The sequence below is a fragment of the Olsenella uli DSM 7084 genome, assembly GCF_000143845.1.
GTDB classification, from domain to species: Bacteria; Actinomycetota; Coriobacteriia; order Coriobacteriales; family Atopobiaceae; genus Olsenella; species Olsenella uli.
On sequence record NC_014363.1, the window covers coordinates 1194447 to 1211194 of the forward strand.

The 16748-nt window shown below is 66.4% G+C and carries 18 protein-coding genes; 1 reads left to right on the plus strand and 17 read right to left on the minus strand.

Annotated features, from left to right (window positions below):
* Window positions 1–3: 3 nt before the first annotated feature.
* The 17 genes from rnc to OLSU_RS05340 form a co-directional block, all read right to left on the minus strand.
* Window positions 4–732: a ribonuclease III gene (gene rnc / locus OLSU_RS05260; protein ID WP_013251911.1), complete on the minus strand. Its 729-nt coding sequence runs from the start codon at window positions 730–732 to the stop codon at window positions 4–6.
* A gap of 13 nt (window positions 733–745) precedes the next feature.
* Complete coding sequence (locus tag OLSU_RS05265; RefSeq protein WP_013251912.1) at window positions 746–982, minus strand: acyl carrier protein; 237 nt, start codon at window positions 980–982, stop codon at window positions 746–748.
* 116 nt (window positions 983–1098) lie between these two features.
* Window positions 1099–2088, minus strand: a complete 990-nt coding sequence (plsX, locus tag OLSU_RS05270) for a phosphate acyltransferase PlsX (RefSeq protein ID WP_013251913.1) — start codon at window positions 2086–2088, stop codon at window positions 1099–1101.
* 93 nt (window positions 2089–2181) lie between these two features.
* Entirely contained in the window at window positions 2182–2361 is a 180-nt protein-coding gene (rpmF, locus tag OLSU_RS05275; protein WP_013251914.1) for a 50S ribosomal protein L32, read from the minus strand.
* 336 nt (window positions 2362–2697) lie between these two features.
* The gene (locus OLSU_RS05280; protein ID WP_013251916.1) at window positions 2698–2997 is read right to left on the minus strand and encodes a hypothetical protein; all 300 of its coding nucleotides are present in this window, start codon (window positions 2995–2997) and stop codon (window positions 2698–2700) included.
* Between the two features lie 5 nt (window positions 2998–3002).
* Window positions 3003–3287, minus strand: coding sequence for a hypothetical protein (locus OLSU_RS05285; RefSeq protein ID WP_013251917.1), 285 nt, complete (start codon window positions 3285–3287; stop codon window positions 3003–3005).
* A gap of 39 nt (window positions 3288–3326) precedes the next feature.
* A complete protein-coding gene (locus OLSU_RS05290; protein ID WP_013251918.1) occupies window positions 3327–3803 on the minus strand; it encodes a hypothetical protein in 477 nt (158 codons plus the stop codon).
* Between the two features lie 207 nt (window positions 3804–4010).
* Window positions 4011–4481, minus strand: a complete 471-nt coding sequence (locus tag OLSU_RS05295) for a hypothetical protein (RefSeq protein WP_013251919.1) — start codon at window positions 4479–4481, stop codon at window positions 4011–4013.
* 14 nt (window positions 4482–4495) lie between these two features.
* A complete protein-coding gene (locus tag OLSU_RS05300; RefSeq protein WP_041548928.1) occupies window positions 4496–8923 on the minus strand; it encodes a DUF6531 domain-containing protein in 4428 nt (1475 codons plus the stop codon).
* A 3-nt stretch (window positions 8924–8926) separates the two neighbouring features.
* On the minus strand, window positions 8927–9469 hold the full coding sequence (locus OLSU_RS05305; RefSeq protein ID WP_013251921.1) for a hypothetical protein: 543 nt from the start codon (window positions 9467–9469) through the stop codon (window positions 8927–8929).
* Window positions 9470–9718: 249 nt separating this feature from the next.
* Window positions 9719–10345, minus strand: a complete 627-nt coding sequence (locus tag OLSU_RS05310; protein WP_013251922.1) for a YceD family protein — start codon at window positions 10343–10345, stop codon at window positions 9719–9721.
* Between the two features lie 14 nt (window positions 10346–10359).
* Complete coding sequence (locus tag OLSU_RS05315; protein ID WP_013251923.1) at window positions 10360–10857, minus strand: hypothetical protein; 498 nt, start codon at window positions 10855–10857, stop codon at window positions 10360–10362.
* A 91-nt stretch (window positions 10858–10948) separates the two neighbouring features.
* Window positions 10949–11461 (minus strand): pantetheine-phosphate adenylyltransferase, encoded by a 513-nt coding sequence (gene coaD, locus OLSU_RS05320; RefSeq protein WP_013251924.1) that lies wholly within the window; start codon window positions 11459–11461, stop codon window positions 10949–10951.
* Window positions 11454–12038 carry an RsmD family RNA methyltransferase gene (locus OLSU_RS05325; RefSeq protein ID WP_013251925.1) on the minus strand — a complete coding sequence of 195 codons (585 nt, stop codon included), beginning with the start codon at window positions 12036–12038 and terminating at the stop codon, window positions 11454–11456. Before OLSU_RS05325 ends, coaD begins: the two co-directional genes overlap by 8 nt.
* Complete coding sequence (locus tag OLSU_RS05330; protein WP_013251926.1) at window positions 12035–14197, minus strand: ATP-dependent DNA helicase RecG; 2163 nt, start codon at window positions 14195–14197, stop codon at window positions 12035–12037. Before OLSU_RS05330 ends, OLSU_RS05325 begins: the two co-directional genes overlap by 4 nt.
* Before the next feature lie 19 nt (window positions 14198–14216).
* On the minus strand, window positions 14217–15881 hold the full coding sequence (locus OLSU_RS05335) for a DAK2 domain-containing protein (RefSeq protein ID WP_013251927.1): 1665 nt from the start codon (window positions 15879–15881) through the stop codon (window positions 14217–14219).
* A 56-nt stretch (window positions 15882–15937) separates the two neighbouring features.
* Window positions 15938–16282 carry an Asp23/Gls24 family envelope stress response protein gene (locus tag OLSU_RS05340; RefSeq protein WP_013251928.1) on the minus strand — a complete coding sequence of 115 codons (345 nt, stop codon included), beginning with the start codon at window positions 16280–16282 and terminating at the stop codon, window positions 15938–15940.
* 221 nt (window positions 16283–16503) lie between these two features.
* Here OLSU_RS05340 and rpmB point away from each other — a divergent pair, with 221 nt between their 5' ends.
* Window positions 16504–16704: a 50S ribosomal protein L28 gene (gene rpmB, locus OLSU_RS05345; protein WP_013251929.1), complete on the plus strand. Its 201-nt coding sequence runs from the start codon at window positions 16504–16506 to the stop codon at window positions 16702–16704.
* Window positions 16705–16748 lie beyond the last annotated feature (44 nt).

Here is a 16748-nt window from a genome sequence, read left to right on the forward strand (position 1 = left end):
CGCCTAGGCGCCGTCACCCGCACGCGCGGTCGTGCCTTCGGCCGAGAGGCCCAGGCGATCGAGGGCGTCGAGCGCCGCCTGGGACTCGGACTCCTTCTTGGAGGGACCGCTGCCGCGCCCGACCCTGCGACCGTCCACCAGGACGACCGTCGTGAAGGTGGGGCTGTGCGCGGGACCCTCCTCCCCCTCGAGGCGATACTCGGGGGCGCAACGGAACTCGCGCTGGGTCACCTCCTGCAGGCGCGACTTGGGCGAGAGCGGTCGGGCGGCCAGCTCGGGAACCATATGCGGGGAGAGCGTCCTGCGCACGAAGTCGTGCGTGGCCTCGAACCCCGCGTCCAGGTACAGGGCGCCCACGATGGCCTCGTAGACGTTCTCGAGCGCGGAGTGCATGCCGCGCGCGCCAGTGCCCCTCTCGGACTCGCCGAAGACGATGAGCTCCCCTATGCCCAGGGACCCCGCGACCTCGGAGAGGGTCTTGCCACTGACAAGCGAGATCTTGAGACGCGTGAGCTCGCCCTCGTCCATGCCTGGGAAACGCTCGAACATGTCGGTCGCCACCATGGCTCCCAGGATGGAGTCCCCCAGAAACTCAAGGCGCTCGTAGGAGGCCGAGACGGGCTTGCCCTCGACGGCCGAGGGGTGCGTGATGGCCGAGGTGATCAGCCGCTGGTCGCTGAAGTGGTGGCCTACGATCTGCTCGACCGCGACCACGCGCTGATGGAGCTTCACTGAGACGGGCCCCCTAGCATGCGTTGCAGATGGCGTCGACGGCATCGCCGATGGTCTCGATGCCCTGGAGGGCGTCGTCGTCCATCGTCGTGGCGAACTCCTCCTCGAAGGCGGTGACGAGCTCGAGGAGATCGAACGAGTCCGCGCCCAGGCTCTTGAACTCGCTGTCCTCGCCCAGATCCTCCGCGTCGACCTCGAGCTCCTCGCTCGTGAGGGCGATGACCTTGCCCAAGATCTCCGCACGGTCCATGGGGTCCTCCTTGTGTTGTGGCTATGACGGTTGCGGCTGCGGCGCTCCGGTTGTGACCGCGGCGTCCCGGACGCGTCCCGTTTCGGACGCGTCCCAGTATACCCCGCCCCGCGCGCTTACTCGCCCTGGCCGATGCCCTCGGAGATTTTGTCCACGAGATGGCCCCTGACCGCCTTGGCTGCGGCGAGCGTCCCGTTCTTGACGGCCTCGACGGAAGTGGCACCGTGCCCTATCAGCACGGGCGCCTTGGCACCCAGGAGGATTGCCCCGCCGTACCTGTCGCCCGAGAGGCTCTCCGCGACGGACTTGAGGGCGGGCCTGAGGAGCAGCGCGCCCGCTGCCGCCCTCTTGGAGCCGGCCACCGCCCGCCTGACCTCTGCCATGATGAACTTGGCGGTGCCCTCGAGGGTCTTGACGGCGACGTTGCCCGAGAAGCCATCGCACACGATGACGTCGAAGCGGCCCGCGAGGATGTCCGTCCCCTCGCAGTTGCCGGCAAACCATGGGCCCGCCTGTGCGAGCGCCTCGTGGGCCGCGATGGCGGCCTCGGAGCCCTTGCTGTCCTCGCTGCCGTTGGAGAGCAGGGCGACCCGTGGGCTCTCGACCCCCAGGGCGACCCGTGCGTAGGCACGTCCCATGTGGGCGAACTGCACCAGCATCTCGGGACGGACGTCGGCGTTGGCGCCCATGTCCAAAAACACCGTCATGCGGCCAGAGGAGCCGGGCACGGCGCAGGCGAGGGCGGGGCGCCTGATGCCGCGGATGCGTCCGATGCCCAGCGTGGCGGCGGCAAACACGGCACCGGTGGAGCCCGCCGAGAAGAAGCCGTCCGCCTCTCCCGCGCGCACGGCACCGAGCCCGCGCACGATGCTCGAGTCGCGCTTGGCGCGCACGGCATCCGTGGGGTGCTCGGACATGCCGATGGACTGGGTGGTGACGAGGGCGCGCGCACGCTCGTGAGCGGCACAGAACGGTACGACGACGTCCTCGTCGCCGGCTACCAGGACGCTCAGCTCGCCGTCAGCCGCAAGCGCGGCCGCGACGCCCTCGAGCACGACCTCGGGCCTCTCGTCCCCTCCCATGGCGTCGACGCAGATGGTTGTCATTTCTCCTCCAGCCTGGGCGGCAGTGCCGCTCGACACGAAAAGGAGACCGACCCCCGGAGGGACCGGCCTCCTCGGCCACGTTCATTGTGATTGCTACTCGGTGACAACGACCTCGCGGTCCTTGTAGTAGCCGCAGTTGGGGCACACGTGATGCGGAAGCTTGGGGGCGCCGCACTGCGGGCACACGGAACGAGCCGAAGCGGCGAGCTTGCTGTTGGCCGAGCGACGAGTGTGCGTTGCGCCGCGGCCCTTTTTCTGCTTGGGAACTGCCATCATGAACCTCTCTTAGACTCACCTAACGCCAGGCGGACCAACGCCTGGGAGGTCTTCCTGCGAACACACGAGAAGAGACTATACCATGCCCGTCGAGCCCGTGGGCGTTGACAGAAAATTCTACACGGCACACCTGCAAGAGGGCATGCCATGCTGGCGAAACGATGGGCGTGGTCGGCTGGCGCTGGCGGCAAACGGCGGCGCCGGCGCGTGGGGAGCGGACGGGACGGGCGTCGCGGGCGGCGGTCAAGTGGGACGCGTGCGGCTGGAAGCGGCAAGCGTGTGCACGGGACGGATCGCCAGACCCTTTGCCAACAGCTCGTCCTCACGGGTGCGTTAGCGACTGCCTGTCCGCCTCAGCTCGTCCAGCGCGTCGTCAAGCTCGTCCTCGGCACGACGAAGACGTGCGCGCGACCCCTCGACACGCTCGTCGCACGCGCACATGGCCTGGCTCATGGACCAGCGCAGCGCCTCGACGATCTCCATCTCGCCGTACAGCGTGCTGGCATCAAGGAGCTCGGCGAGCTCGTCCCTGGACGCGACGGCCTCGCGCAGAGCGGTCTCTTGCCTCTCGTAGCGCATGCGCAGTGCACGAACCCTGCCCAGCAGTTCGCCCTCTCCCTCGGCCCCAGCCATGCCAGCTATCCCCCGATCCCCAGCAAGGACCTGGCGACAGCCTCGTCACCCTCTTGGAAGGTGAGGCCTATCTGCTCCAAGGCGTCCGCGTCGCGCGAGAGGGATGACGCGTACCTTGAGAGGGCCCCCTGGTAGCGGCTCGCGCGGTCGTCGTGGTCGGCAGGAGGCACGCCGTCGGAGGAGCCGGCCGCGCTCTGCGCCTCGAAAGACACATATTCGTCGAGGGACGAGAGAATCTCGGCCTTCTTCTGTGAGGCAGCCTCCGCGCTCGACGCGATCTCATTGCCCATGCCAACGCCCCTTCCTCCGCTCGTCTTCTGCCAGCCCCACTAGGGACTGGTCTCGATGCGGTAGACCACCCAGCCGGACCCACCCCTTCGCGCGTGCCACGTGTCGCCCACGAAGGAGGCATGGCTGTCAACCCCGCCGTCGGCTCGGTACTGCGTAACCTTGAAGCTCACCGTGACGGTCAGGCCTCCCTCGCCGTCGGGAGCCACGTCCGTGACCTCGATCGGCGAGACCTCGACGCGCGTCGTATCGGGATACGCGCCGCGCCTGTGGTCCCAGCCCCAGTAGAACAGCTCCCCGTCGAGCTCCTCCGACGCCGGCGGGTCGGCCGTGCCGTCCATGATGGCCCGGGCGCGCTCGAGCAGGGGCTGGAGCTCGCCGCGGTACCGCCCGACGCGCTCGGTGCGCCCCGCGCGCTCACGCTCGGCCTGCCAGGTGTTCCAGACGCGGGGAGCGTACACAGCCGCGAGGATGACAACCAGCGCGGCAACAACCGATATAAGCGCCCTCTTCCTCAAGATAACCTCCCTCGCAGGTTGCTGGGGCCTGGCCCCATCTGACAGGCGGCCTCCGCTCCCGGCGCGAAAGGCCAGGCCGCGCGTCACCCCTCGAGCCTTTCCTCGACCCTACAGAAGACCCAGCGCCCGGGGGAGGGCCGCCGCGAGCAGGGCGACCGCGGCAGCCACCGCCTTCCCCTTCCCCATGCGATAACCTCCCCCCCGCCGTCAGCCGAGGGGCGCGTCGACCTGGTAGACCACCCAGCGGCCGTCCCGCCTCCTGGCGTGCCACGTCTCGACGTCGCGGGACTCAAACCAGTCCACCCTCGACCCGTCCGGCCCGTAGTAGCCAATCACGTACGAGACAGAGAGCGCCGCCTCGTCGCCGTTGACGTCGGCGTCCGTGAGCTCCAGCCACTCGACCTCGGGGCGGGTCACCTCGGGGTAGAACTCGGGATAGAACCTGTTGCGCCCGGCCAGCGCCCCGTCGAGCTCCTCAGAGGACGGGGGGTCGGCCGTGTCGTCCATGATGGACCGCGCCCGATCGAGCAGAGGCCGGAACTCCCGGCGGAAGGACTCGAGGCGCTCGGACTCCCTCTGCACCTCCCCGAGGTGCCTGAGGTAGAGCCCGTACAGGGCACCCGCGCACAACAAGGTCAGCAACGTGGCCACGATGGCCGTACGTCTCGTTCTGCTCATCCGGTCCACGCCCCCTATTCTCCAAAGCACTCGTCCCTCAGGTGGACGATGACGACTGCGCTTCCACTATTCCCATTGCACATGCGCTCGAAAATCAATCTTTTTGAATAAGCGTCATCATTGCTTGCGATGTATATCTGCCCACCGCGCACATCAGTCACGATAGTCGTATGCGCCGCTACGAAATGGCCGTCGGAATCATAGTATCCCCAATACGCAATATCGCCCTTCTCCACTTCATCCGAGTAGTCAAGGAGCTGCTCTTCCACCCTATCCTCACCAACAACCTCAACGGGAAGGACAACTTTTGCCTGTCCGCTCATGAAGCCATTCTCGGGGTTGCTGAAATAATCATAATGGTTCTGTGCGGCACCCCAGGTACTGCTAGCCACATAAAGGTCGCCGCGCTCATCATGTATCGGATGCGCATCCACCCCCGCCATACGGGACATCCCTGTGATAATCTCTGCCGTTAGCATGCTAAGCGGCAAAAGCGAGAGATTCGCAGTCGTCTGAACCGAATCACAGTACCATTCGTATCGATTACCGGCCGGCCGGACGCCACCCGCCGCAAGTGCCTGAGAGACGAAGTTAGTGCAGTTCTGATCGTATGAGGGATACGACGGATTCCGCCCATCTACATCGTCAGCTGCCCACTTCTTTGCATAGTCAACCGCCTCCTGGCGACTCAGGCCCAGAGGGTCAACAAAGTCCAGAGGCTGCTGGCAGCAGTAGGAGTACCTGTTGATCGTGGCCGGTCTCCGAACATACCCATGCAGCGGATCCGCCGACATGAACTGGCCCGTGCGGGGCAGGTACTGACGCGCCTGGGCGTAGAGCGCCTGCGTCACGCCGTCCTTCAGGTAGCCAGCGTATGAAAACGGGACGCCCAGCACATCGCTCTCGTACGCGCTGTTGCCAAACTCGTCGTATCCAAAGCTTGAGAGCAGGTCGCCCTGCCCGTCAAGTATGCGCGTGACGCTGCCAAGGGAATCTTGGATGACGGACGCCACCTTCCCGTCATCCGTGCACACGGAAGCGAGTCCATCGCCGTCCCACAGGTAGCTTTGGCCCAGCCTCCCGTCAATGACGGTCTGCACCAGGTTGTTGCAGGGCCTTGTCGGGTCGAGGACGTACTCGGTCATGCTCGTCGCCCCGTCAGCCTCTTGCCTCTGCGTCGCGCGCCTGTGAAGCATGCCGTCATACGTGTATTTCGCCACGCTGCCGTCCGCCATGCGCGCGCGAGAGAGGCGACCCAAGGCGTCGTACTCGTACGTCGCCTCCGCCTCACGCCCCACGATGCCCTCCGAGACCAGGTTGCCGCGTTCGTCGTAGCGGTAGCTGCGCTCGCCCTCGTCGCTCCAGGAGCACACGAGCTGGTCGAGCGCGTTGTAGGCGTAGCCGGTCACGCCCTCCGTCCCGTCCGTCAGCTGCACGCGATTGCCAAAGGCGTCGTACTCGTAGGAGCGCACGGCCTGGCCGTTCCGCGTCACACACGTCAGTCGGTTGAGCTCGTCGTAGCCGTACGCATACTCACCCGAGAGCTCGGGCATGCCACGGCGCGTCGCGCGCACGACGCTCTTGTTGTCGCAGAGGTCGTACGCATACGAGAGCTCGTCCAGAGGGCCTGTGGCGTCATAGCTTGCAAGATGGGTGAGACGCCCGCGCGCGTCATGGCCAAGGCGCACTCCCGTTCCGTTGGAGTAGCCGCGTGCGGACAGGTTGCCGCTCTCGTCGTATTCGTATGTGGCGTCAAGGCCATTCGCATGCAGGCCGACAAGCCTCAGGGCGTCGTCGTAGTCGTAGGACGTCCGCATGCCGCCGGGATAGGTGATGTCGCGGAGCTCGTCTGCCCTGCCCCAGCCGTAGCGCATCTCGCGGCCGGCATGGTCGCATGTGCGAGTCACGTTGCCTGCCGCGTCGTACTCGTAGGTCGTCGTGCCCAGCCAGTCGCGCAGCTCTACGAGACGTGAGAGGCGATCGTATCCCATATGGACCTCGCGGCCATCCGCGAAGGTGACGTCGTTCGCCCTGCCTGCCGCGTCGAACCCGAACGAGGTGACGTAGCCGTCTGCGTCGGTGCGCGAGACGAGGCGGCCCATGGCGTCATAGGACATCCGCTCACGGTTGCCCAGGGCATCCGTGACGGTGGTCACGCGACCGAGCGCGTCGCGCCCGTAGGTGGTCGTGCGCGGGGAGACGTCCCCATCTAGGCCGGGCACACCCAGGCGACAGACGCGCGCCAGGCCGCCCCGAGCGTCATAGTCATAGCGCGTCACCGCCCCGGAGGCCTCCACGACCTCCCTCAGCTCGCCGCCTGGCGTGTAGGCGTACGAGGTGACGTTGCCCCTCCCGTCGGTCTTGGAGACCCTGTTGCCGATCGCGTCATAGCGGTAGGACTTCGACTGCCCCTGATTGTTGGAGATGTCAGTGACCCGGCCCATGGAATCGTAGGCATAGCGCAGCTCGTAGCCGCTTTGGCTCGTCTTGGTGACGACGTTGAGCGCCGCATCGTAGCCAAAGGCGAGGGACATGCCATCAGGGTTCACGATCCGGTGCAGCAAGCCTCCAGGAAGGTAGTCGTAGCTCGTGACCCTCCCGGCCGCGTCCGTCACACGGGAGAGGGCACCGAGCGACGTATGCTCGTAGCCCGTCGTGCGACCCATGGCGTCGGTGCTGGACGTGAGCCTGCAGGCAGCGTCGTACTCCCACCAGAGGTGGTTCTCCATCGGGTCCACCTCGTGGACGAGGTTTCCCATGGCATCATACTGGTAATACGTCACGCTGCCCGCGCCGTCACGCACGGAGCGCATGCGGTCGAGCTGGTCGTATGTGGCACGCAGGATCGTACCGTCGGGCAGGAGCACCCTCGTGCGGTTGCCGTTGAAGTCGTACCTGAAGCTTGTCGAGGCGCCAAGCGCATCGGTCGCCTTGGTCACGTTTCCCGCGGCGTCGTACTCGAACATGGTCGCCGCTCCGGTGGCGTCAACGTCTTTTACCAAGCGCCCGGCGAGATCATACTCGCGTCGGCTCTCGTTGCCGTCCTTGTCCACGAAGCGAACGGGTCGTCCCATGCAGTCGTACTCGTACGATACGGGCACGCCATCGTAGTCGACCATGCGCACGAGCAGGCCCGTGCCGTCGTACTCATAGGTGCGGCGGTTGCCCTCGGCGTTAGTCATGGCCGTGACGTTTCCGAGCGAATCATGCTCGTACGACGTCCTGTTGCCGTTGGCATCCACCCATGCCGCAAGCATGCCACACTCGTCGAACTCGCGGCGCTCCGTGGCACCCTGTGGCCCCGTGGCTGCGGTCACCAGGCCCAGCGCGTCGTGCTCGAAGAGCGTCACGGAGCCATCCGCGCGCGTGACGCTCAGGAGATCTCCTGACTCGTCGTGCAGGAAGCGCGTCTCGTTCCCGACCGCGTCTATGGTCTTGGTGATTCGTCCCAGGTCGTCATACTCGTTGCGAAAGACCGTCGTGCCGTTCACGGCGGCACGAACCGGCTTGTTGAGCACGTTGTACTCGTACGTGGTGCGCTCGCCAACCGGATTGCTGACGCAGACGAGGTTGCCCACCGCATCAAACTGGTAGCTGCTTGTAAGGCCGCGCGGATTGACGACACGGGTCTTGAGGTTCTTCTCGTTGTAGCTCGTGCGCTCCACCGCGTCGCCAGTGCGCACCTCGACCGTACGGAACAGCCCGTCGTGGACGTACGTCGACTCGTTGCCGAGCTGGTCGGTCACGACGACCTGCATGAGGCCGTCGTCATAGGCGTACGAGATCACCCCGCCGTCGGCAAACTCCTGCTGCGCGACGCGACCCCTCTCATCGAACGTGTTGCGAAGCTCGGCAATGCCACGCGCGTTCGTCACGGAAGCGAGGTATCCGTTTGAGTCATACGAAAACGACGTTGCCGTGCCGGACTCCGTCCTGATGCCGGCTGCCGACACGTAGACGTACCCGTCGTCCTCGCACGAAAGCGCATCAGCCCTGCCCAGCAGGTAGGCAAACCCCCGCTCGGGCGTACCGAGGAATATCTCGGCATGCCCGTCCTCCATGCTGACGACCGCCCGATTGAGCTCCACGGCGAGAGAGACGGCGAAGGGGTGCGTCCAGCCCATCCCCAGCGGCGACGTCCCGCGACCATGGGAGTTGTAGAACAGGCGCAGAGACATGCGAGGTCTGCTGTCAAACGCAAGGTAGTCATAGGCATAGATGAAGTTACCCGTCGCAAGGTTGACCGGGTCGCCCCCGTACGCGCAGCAGTCCCCGCCCTCGCCCATCAGTGCCATGACGACGACGGCCATGAGGCCTCCGGACGATGCGACGGCACCCAGCCTCTGCGCAGCATCCGCATACTTGCCGACAAGGTCGAGCGTCACCCAAGAGAGGTCCGCGCCAGACAGGTCATATGTGCCGGACGCGGGGCTGTAGCACACCGCCTACATGGCTGCCGAGGCCTCGCCGAGCACGTCCATCTCTGTCGACGAGGAGGAATAGATTGACGAATCGGATGCATACGCAAGTGCCTTATCGAGCTGCTGCTGGAAGCGTGCAACGGAGTCTTGGTTGCCTTGCATCACCTGGATTGCGTAGTTGCACGCATCGGGATTCTGCTCGCCGTTGCTGCTGATCCAGCGACTTAGCTCGTCGTTCACGCGCTGGAGGCTGACGATGCGGTTGGCCAGCTCATCGGTATCTATGACGCCAGAGCCATCGGTCTCGAGTTCGGCCAAACGCTCGAGGTCAACCTGCATGTCCGCAGCATACGCATCGAGGAAGACGGACTGTTGCATGAGGGCGGGTATCTTGACCCGGCGGAGGTACTCGAACATGCTTCGGTAGGCAGCACTGTCACATACGCCAGGCTCGGTGGAGAGGCCGTTGAGCCTGTCTATCTGCGACTGGCACTCTTGTGCCTGCTGGCCTACCAGCTGACGATTTCCGCCGACTGTCTCCTTGAGTGCCGTGACGTTGATAAGCATCGGCATCACCCCTAAGAATCACCGAGGTGGCATCCCTACCTTATGTTGGACGGACAGGCGTCGGCCACTTGGAGCCAGTGTAGCACCCGTCACAGTGTGCTACCGTTCGCGAAACATGCATAGAAACATGCACACGTTTTGAAATCGCATGCACGCCGTCGGCATTTGCCCAGGTCACGAAACGCCTCGTGCACACGTTTTGAAATCGTGTGCACGGGGCGCAGCTGTCACAGGCCACGGCCCAACGCCCTAGGATTCGCCTCCGGCATTGCCCTCGACATCGCCTCCGGCATCGCTCCCGGCACTGTGCTCGGTGTCGTCGAGCTTGAGGATCCTGAGTGCAGCAAACGGGCTGCCCTCGAGGCGCTCCTGCGCGCGGCGCTCCTCGATCTGGGCAGCATGGCCGCAGTCGACCTCGTTGAGGTTCTCGCCGCAGACGGGGCAGAGGCCCTTGCAGTCCTCGCGGCAGAGCACGACGAAGGGGGTGTCCATCAGCAGCGCGGACTCGAGCGCGTCCGTGAGGTCGATGCTGTGGTCCGCGCCGACGAGCGCGTAGTCCACCTCGTCCTCCTCCCCTGCAGCCGCCCCGCCCTCGGAGCTGTCGGGGGCCTTGAAGAGGAAGTACTCGTCCACCTCGCCCGCGACGTCGAACTCAGCCTCGCCCAGGCAGCGGTCGCAGGTGCCCGCGACACGGCCCTTGAGGATGCCGGTCGCGAGGATGCCCTCGCCCGCGTTGGTGAGGACCAGGTCGTAGTCGAGGCCCAAAGGGAGCGAGAAGCGGTGCCCGCCCAGCTCATAGCCCCTCTCGTCCAGGTGGCCCGCCAGGGCGAGGGTGTCACCCGCGCCCTCGAGACGCTCGTCGAGTATGGCCACCACGCTCTGCAAGGCACCTACCAGGGGACGTTGTTGGTCTGGTTGCGCGGCCCGGAGTTCTCGTCCAGCGTCTGGCGCACGCGGCTGACGGAGTTGGTCAGCGACTTGAGGTTGTCCTCGAGGTGCGCCAGGACGGTGTCCGCGTACTCCTCGGCGTTGTAGCGCGTGTCACGCTCGTACTGCGCGGCCTTGTCGCGGATGTCGTCGGCCTGCTGCTGGGCGAGGCGCACGACCTCCTGGTCACCCGCGAGGATCATGGCCTGCTGCTGGGCGTCGGCGATGATGGAGTCGGCCTGCAGCTGGGCGTGCTCGAGCGTCTCCGCCTCCTCCTTGACGATGCGCCGCGCATCGGCGAACTCCTGGGGGAAGACGCGACGGATCTCGTCGAGGATCTCGTATATGTCCTGGGCGTCGACGATCTTCTTGCCCGCGCCGCTGGCAAACGGGCTCTTTCCCTCGCTCACTATCTGCTCGAGCTCGCCGATCAGGCTCTCGATCTCCTCACCCGGCTGCATACGGGTCTCCTTTCGCTACAACGTGCGACCTGCTGCCGCCCTCCCGTGTGCCTCAGGCCGCATCGCAGCCATGTTAGCAGATTGCGTGCAGCTACATGCCAAAGCGCTCCCGGAGCCGCTCACTCACCACGTTTGGCACCAGGAACGACACGTCCGCGCCCAGGGAGGCCATCTCGCGGACGATCGAGGACGACACGTAGCCGTACTCGGGGCTGCTCATGACGAAGATCGACTCCAGGTCGGGAGCCATATGGCTGTTGAGGTCCGCCTGCTGCAGCTCGTACTCGAAGTCGGTCATGGCGCGCAGGCCCTTGACCACGCCCCGCGCGCCGACCTCGTGGCAGAAGTCCACCAGAAGCCCCGAGAACGGGCTCACGTCGACGGCGTCCGCGAGCGCGAGTTCGTCGAGCGCCTCCTCGATCATGCAGACGCGCTCCTCGAGCGAGAAGACGGGGCCAGTGCCGTGCTTGGTCGCAGAGGCGGCGACCCCCACCGTCACGCGAGGGAACATCCTATGGGCGCGCTTGACGACGTCGAGGTGGCCATAGGTCACCGGGTCGAAGGTGCCGGGTATGACGACGTGGTCGACCTTGGTGTCACTCATCGGTTCCTCCCCTGCCAAGCAGCGTGACCGTCGTGATGCCATGCGTCCTCTCCTTGACGGTCCGCATCCTCGCAAGCGGGAGGGACGCGCGCCTCCTGTCATGCTCGTACAGCACGAGGGCCCCTGGCGCGAGAAGCCCGTGCGCGTCGAGGTCCTCGACCATGCGCGCCACGGCGGATGCCTCGAGTGCGTAGGGTGGGTCGAGGACGACCAGCGCAAAGGGTCCCCCGGCGAGGGTACCCTTGCGCGCGAGGGAGAGCGCGTCGGCACACACGACGCGGGCCTCCTCGGGAGAGGCGCCTACGGATTCGCAGTTGCGGCGCACGCGCGCGGCGGCTCGGCGATCGCGCTCCACGAAGGTGCAGCGCAGGGCCCCGCGCGAAAGCAGCTCGAGGCCGACGGCCCCCGAGCCGGCGAAGGCGTCGAGCACAGAGACGTCCGAGAGGTCCAGGCAAAACGCGCTCAGCAGCATGGATGCGATGGACTCCCTCAGGCGGTCGGTGGTGGGCCGCGTCACGTCGCGACCCTGCGGTGCCTCAAGGGGATGCGACCGCCATCTCCCCCCCACGATCCTCATGCCTGCTCGACCTCCTCGAAATAGGCTCCAAAGCGATGCGTCACCTCGTATGCGAGCGGGGCGAGCCGATCCGAGGAGAGCGTGGGGTCCTCCTCGGCGATCCTGCGCGCGTCCTCGTGCGCCCACTCGACGAGGTCGGCGTCGGCGACGAGGTCGCTTGCCTTGAGCGTGGGGCCACCGCTCTGACGATACCCCAGGACTTCCCCCTCATGGCGCAGCCTGAGGTCAAGCTCGGCGAGCTCGAGGCCGTCGGAGGTGGCCTCGAGCGCGGCGAGCCTCCTGCGCGCGGGCGTGCCCTTGCGCGCGGCGCAGGAGAGGTACACGACGCCCGGGCTGTCCCCGCGACCCACGCGACCCCGCAGCTGGTGGAGCGTGGCCAGGCCGAAGCGGTCCGCGTCGAACACCAGCATCACTGTGGCGTTGGGCACGTCCACGCCCACCTCGATGACCGTGGTCGAGACGAGCACGTCGGTGCGGCCCGCACGGAACCTCTCCATGGCCTCGTCCTTCTCCTGGGAACCCATGCGCCCGGTCAGAAGGTCCAGGCTGAGCCCCGAGAGCGCCGTGCGGGAGAGGTCCGAGGCGACCTGGGTGGCGGCATGGGCGCCCGTGGCGCCGGAGCGCTCCCGCTCGGGCACGTCGTCCAGCCCGGAGCCGTCGTCGTGCTCGTCCACGAGCGGACAGACCACGTACGCCTGGTGCCCCACCGCCACCGCCTCGCGGATGGCCCCGAAGGCAAGGTCCAGGCTCTCGGGGGCAATGCAATGCGTCTCGATGCTTGCGCCCGGACAGGGTCGATGACGGATGCGTGAGCACGACATGTCGCCGTATACGGAGAGCGCGAGCGTACGCGGGATAGGGGTGGCCGTCATGGCCAGGAGGTCCGCCGCCGCGCCCTTGCGGCGCAGCCTCGTGCGCTGTCCCACTCCGAAGCGATGCTGCTCGTCGATCACGACGAGCGTGAGGCGGGAGAAGTCCATGTCGTCCGAGAGGACCGCCGTCGTGCCGAAGACTACCGTCACCGTGCCGTCCGCGACGCCGTGCGCGAGGGCGGCCCGCTCCTCGGGGGCGGTCGCCCCCGTGACCAGTCCCCAGCTGATGCCCGCTGCGTCCAGCAGCGGTCCGAGCCTCTCGGCATACTGGCGCGCCAGCACGGAGGTGGGCGCCATCATGGCCGCCTGCGTGGCGCTGTCGGCAACGGCGGCCAGGGCCAGGGCCGCCACGACGGTCTTGCCCGTGCCGACGTCTCCCAGGAGCAGACGGCCCATCACCCGCGGTGCCGCCATGTCGGCCAGGATGTCATCCGCCGCCTGGCGCTGCTCGTCGGTCAGGGCAAAGGGAAGCTGTTCGAGAAGTGAGCGCATCCTGGGTCCGGAGGTCACATGGCAGGTGGGCTCTATGCCACGAAGCTCGATGCGCTGTCGCGCGACGAGGGCGAGCTGGAGGCAGAGCAGCTCGTCGTAGGCGAGGCGTCTGCGAGCGCCGTCCCTCTCGGCGAGGGTTCGCGGGAAGTGGATGGCACGCAGCGCACGTGCCTCGCCCATGAGCCTGTGCCCTGTAAGGAGCTGAGAGGGCATGAAGTCGCAGACGTCACCGGCATCTGCCAGGGCCGCCGAGACGATGCGACGCATCCAGGGCACCGTGATGCCCTCGGCCACGGGATGGACGGGCAGGATGCGCGCGAAGTCCGCGCTGTCGTCCTCGGGACCCAGAACCTCGAGGAGGGGGGCCCTCATCTGCTTGAAGCCGTACCCGAAGGTCACCTTGCCCGAGAGGGCGATGCGGTCCCCTTCCTTGACCTGCTCGGCAATCCACGGTTGGCGGAAGAAGCTCACTTGCATGACGCCCGTGGCGTCCAGGGCGAAGATCTCGACCACCTGCATGCGCGGCCGGGGGCGCTTGAGCTGGACCCTGTCTGCCACGGCCACGACGGTGGCCTCGTCCCCCACGTCTGCGTGCGCGATGTCCGTGACGCAACTGAAGTCCAGGTAGCGATGGGGCATATGGTGCAGGAGCGCGCCGACGGTCGGGACGCCCACGCGCAGGAGGGCGTCGCGGCGTGCGCCCGAGACGTACCTCAGGCGTGCGACGTCGTCATCGAGCGAGACGGTCCTGCTCAGGCGCTCGCCGACCTCTGCGATTGTGGGGACGCTGCCCACAGCCCGAAAAGCCGTCCGGCTATTCGATAGAGAAGACGACCGGATAGAGGGGCTGCTCGCCGCGGTGCGCGTCGACCTCGAGGTCAGGCTGGGCCTCCTCGATGGCGGACAGCAGGTGCTGGAAGGCATCGTCGTCGAGGTCGGAGCCAGCGAGGATGGTGAGGGTGTCACCCTCCTCCTCAGCCTGCATGCGGTTGATGACCTCGATGGTGACCTGCTCCACGTCACTGCCGACGACCTCGATGGACCCGCCCTCGATGCCCATGACGTCACCGGAGTGGATGGGCGTGCCGTCTGCGGCGGCGGAGTCGCGCACGGCGGTAGTGATCTCGCCGTCGCGGATCTGGGCGATGGCATCGCTCATCTCGTCCACGTTGGCGTCGAGCTCCCCCTCGGGATCGGCGGCGAACATGGCCGCGAACGCCTGCAGGACGGTCTTGGTCGGGACGACGGCGGCGCGGACGCCTTCGCAGGCGCTGACGGCGGCCTCGGCGGCCATGCGGATGTTGCCGTTGTTGGGCAGGACGATGACGCCCTCCGCGTTGCATTCCTTGATGGCCCCCAGGATGTCCGCCGTGGAGGGGTTCATGGTCTGTCCACCGGACACGATGACGTCGACACCGAGCGATCGCAGGATGTCGGCCTGACCGCTGCCTGCGGCGACGGCGACGAAGCCCAGCGGCTTGCGTGGGCCGGAAGCGGCCTGCTTGTCCTCGCGGATGGACTCGGTGCGCTCCTGCGCCTCGAGGTCCATGTTGTGGACGAACACGTTGAAGATCTGGCCGCGGTGCAGCATGTGGCGCAGCACACGGTCCGGCCGGTTGGTGTGGACGTGGATCTTGTAGTCGGGATTGGAGCCAACCAGGAGCTCGCAGTCGCCCATGGAGGAGAGGTACTTGAGGTTGGCGGACTCGTCGAAGTCGGGGCTGTCCGCGTGGAAGAGGAACTCGGTGCAGTAGCGAAACTCGGAGCCCTCCCAGTCCTCGTTGATCTCGATGTCGACGACGCCTGCGACCTGGGCCTTGGCACCCTCGGAGTCGACGGTGGTCCTGAAGTCGGAGACTTCGCCGGCCTTGCCGTTGTAGGCGTTCACGAAGGCCTCGATGAAGGTGGCCAGGCCGAAGGCGCCGGAGTCCACGACGCCGTTCTCCCTGAGGACGGGCAGGAGGTCCGGCGTGCGGGCCACGGACTCATAGGCCTCGACCACGATGGCGTCGAGGGTCTCCTGAGGGGTTGCCTTGGCCCTCTCCATCTGGTCCGCCTTGGTCGATACGTCCCTGAGGACGGTGAGGATGGTGCCCTCGACCGGCTTGCGGACGGCCTTGAAGGCGACCTTCACGCCGTTGCGCAGCGCCGAGGCGATGTCTGCCGTGGTGGCCTGGGCGCCCTTGGAGGAGGCGAGGCCCTCGGCAACGCCGCGCAGGATCTGGCTGGTGATGACACCCGAGTTGCCGCGCGCGCCCATGAGGGAGCCGTGGGTGATGGCCTTGGCGATGTCATCCATGGATGCTCCCTGGGGAAGCGCCTCGATCTCCTTGACGACGGTGCCCAGGGTCAGCGACATGTTGGTGCCGGTGTCGCCGTCGGGGACGGGGAAGACGTTGAGCTTGTTGATCTCGTCGGCCTTGTCCGCGACGACCTGGGCGGCCACGGGGAAGCAGTTACGAACGACGTTGGCAATCATGATTTGGTGGACCTCGGTTCCTTACGGGGTTGTGGGCGGGGACGCCGGGCGGGCGCCTAGTGGGTACGCATGCCCTCGACGTGGACGAGAACCTCCACGTCGTCGAGCTCGGCGATCTGCCTCAGGATGAACTTGACGGAACTCACGAGGTTGCCGGAGACGGATGACATGTTGACCCCCTGCTCGACCACTACATGCAGGTCAACGACCACGTGGTCGCCCTCGGCCGTGACGCCGATGCCCTTGCGCAGGCGATAGGTCGGCAGCAGGCGTGCGACGCCCTCCTGCTGGTCCGTGACGGCCATGCCCACAACGCCGTAACACTCGAGAGCGGCGTAGCCAGCCAGGTCGGCGATGCAGTCGTTCGACACCTTGAGGGTTCCGGGAACGGCATGTGCCATGTCTTCTCCTCTCGTAGGCCGCGCGAGGCGACCGGAGCATGAATCCTTGCCATTGTAGCGCACGCCCCACGATGGGCGGCACGCCACCACCCCTCCAGAACTCCCCACCAAACCACCACAGGAAGGGCCGCATATTGCTTGCGCACGCGAGGGCCTGTGCTATATTTACACGGCACTTTGGAAATTTCGGCGCCCTTGCGCCACCATTGGAGGTCGTAAACATGTCGAAGGTCTGTGATATCTGCGGTAAGCACGCCGTTGCTGGTCGCTCAATCAGCCACTCCCACCGCACCGTCACCCGCAAGTTCAAGCCCAACATCCAGCGCGTCACCGTCTTCGAGAACGGCAGGGCCGTCAAGAAGAACGTCTGCACCCGTTGCCTCAAGAGCGGCAAGGTCGCGCGTTCCGCCGAGCAGGCGTAGCTGCGGCGTGACCCGGCGCGGCTGCGCCGCAGCTAAGCGCCACC

Coding starts and splice junctions, on each gene's coding strand:
- OLSU_RS05295 (WP_013251919.1), bottom strand. CDS start 4,481: ATGAGCAGAACGAGACGTACGGCCATCGTGGCCACGTTGCTGACCTTG.
- OLSU_RS05265 (WP_013251912.1), bottom strand. CDS start 982: ATGGACCGTGCGGAGATCTTGGGCAAGGTCATCGCCCTCACGAGCGAG.
- plsX (WP_013251913.1), bottom strand. CDS start 2,088: ATGACAACCATCTGCGTCGACGCCATGGGAGGGGACGAGAGGCCCGAG.
- coaD (WP_013251924.1), bottom strand. CDS start 11,461: ATGAGTGACACCAAGGTCGACCACGTCGTCATACCCGGCACCTTCGAC.
- OLSU_RS05325 (WP_013251925.1), bottom strand. CDS start 12,038: ATGAGGATCGTGGGGGGGAGATGGCGGTCGCATCCCCTTGAGGCACCG.
- OLSU_RS05280 (WP_013251916.1), bottom strand. CDS start 2,997: ATGGCTGGGGCCGAGGGAGAGGGCGAACTGCTGGGCAGGGTTCGTGCA.
- OLSU_RS05315 (WP_013251923.1), bottom strand. CDS start 10,857: ATGCAGCCGGGTGAGGAGATCGAGAGCCTGATCGGCGAGCTCGAGCAG.
- rpmB (WP_013251929.1), top strand. CDS start 16,504: ATGTCGAAGGTCTGTGATATCTGCGGTAAGCACGCCGTTGCTGGTCGC.
- rpmF (WP_013251914.1), bottom strand. CDS start 2,361: ATGGCAGTTCCCAAGCAGAAAAAGGGCCGCGGCGCAACGCACACTCGT.
- OLSU_RS05335 (WP_013251927.1), bottom strand. CDS start 15,881: ATGATTGCCAACGTCGTTCGTAACTGCTTCCCCGTGGCCGCCCAGGTC.
- OLSU_RS05285 (WP_013251917.1), bottom strand. CDS start 3,287: ATGGGCAATGAGATCGCGTCGAGCGCGGAGGCTGCCTCACAGAAGAAG.
- OLSU_RS05340 (WP_013251928.1), bottom strand. CDS start 16,282: ATGGCACATGCCGTTCCCGGAACCCTCAAGGTGTCGAACGACTGCATC.
- OLSU_RS05305 (WP_013251921.1), bottom strand. CDS start 9,469: ATGCTTATCAACGTCACGGCACTCAAGGAGACAGTCGGCGGAAATCGT.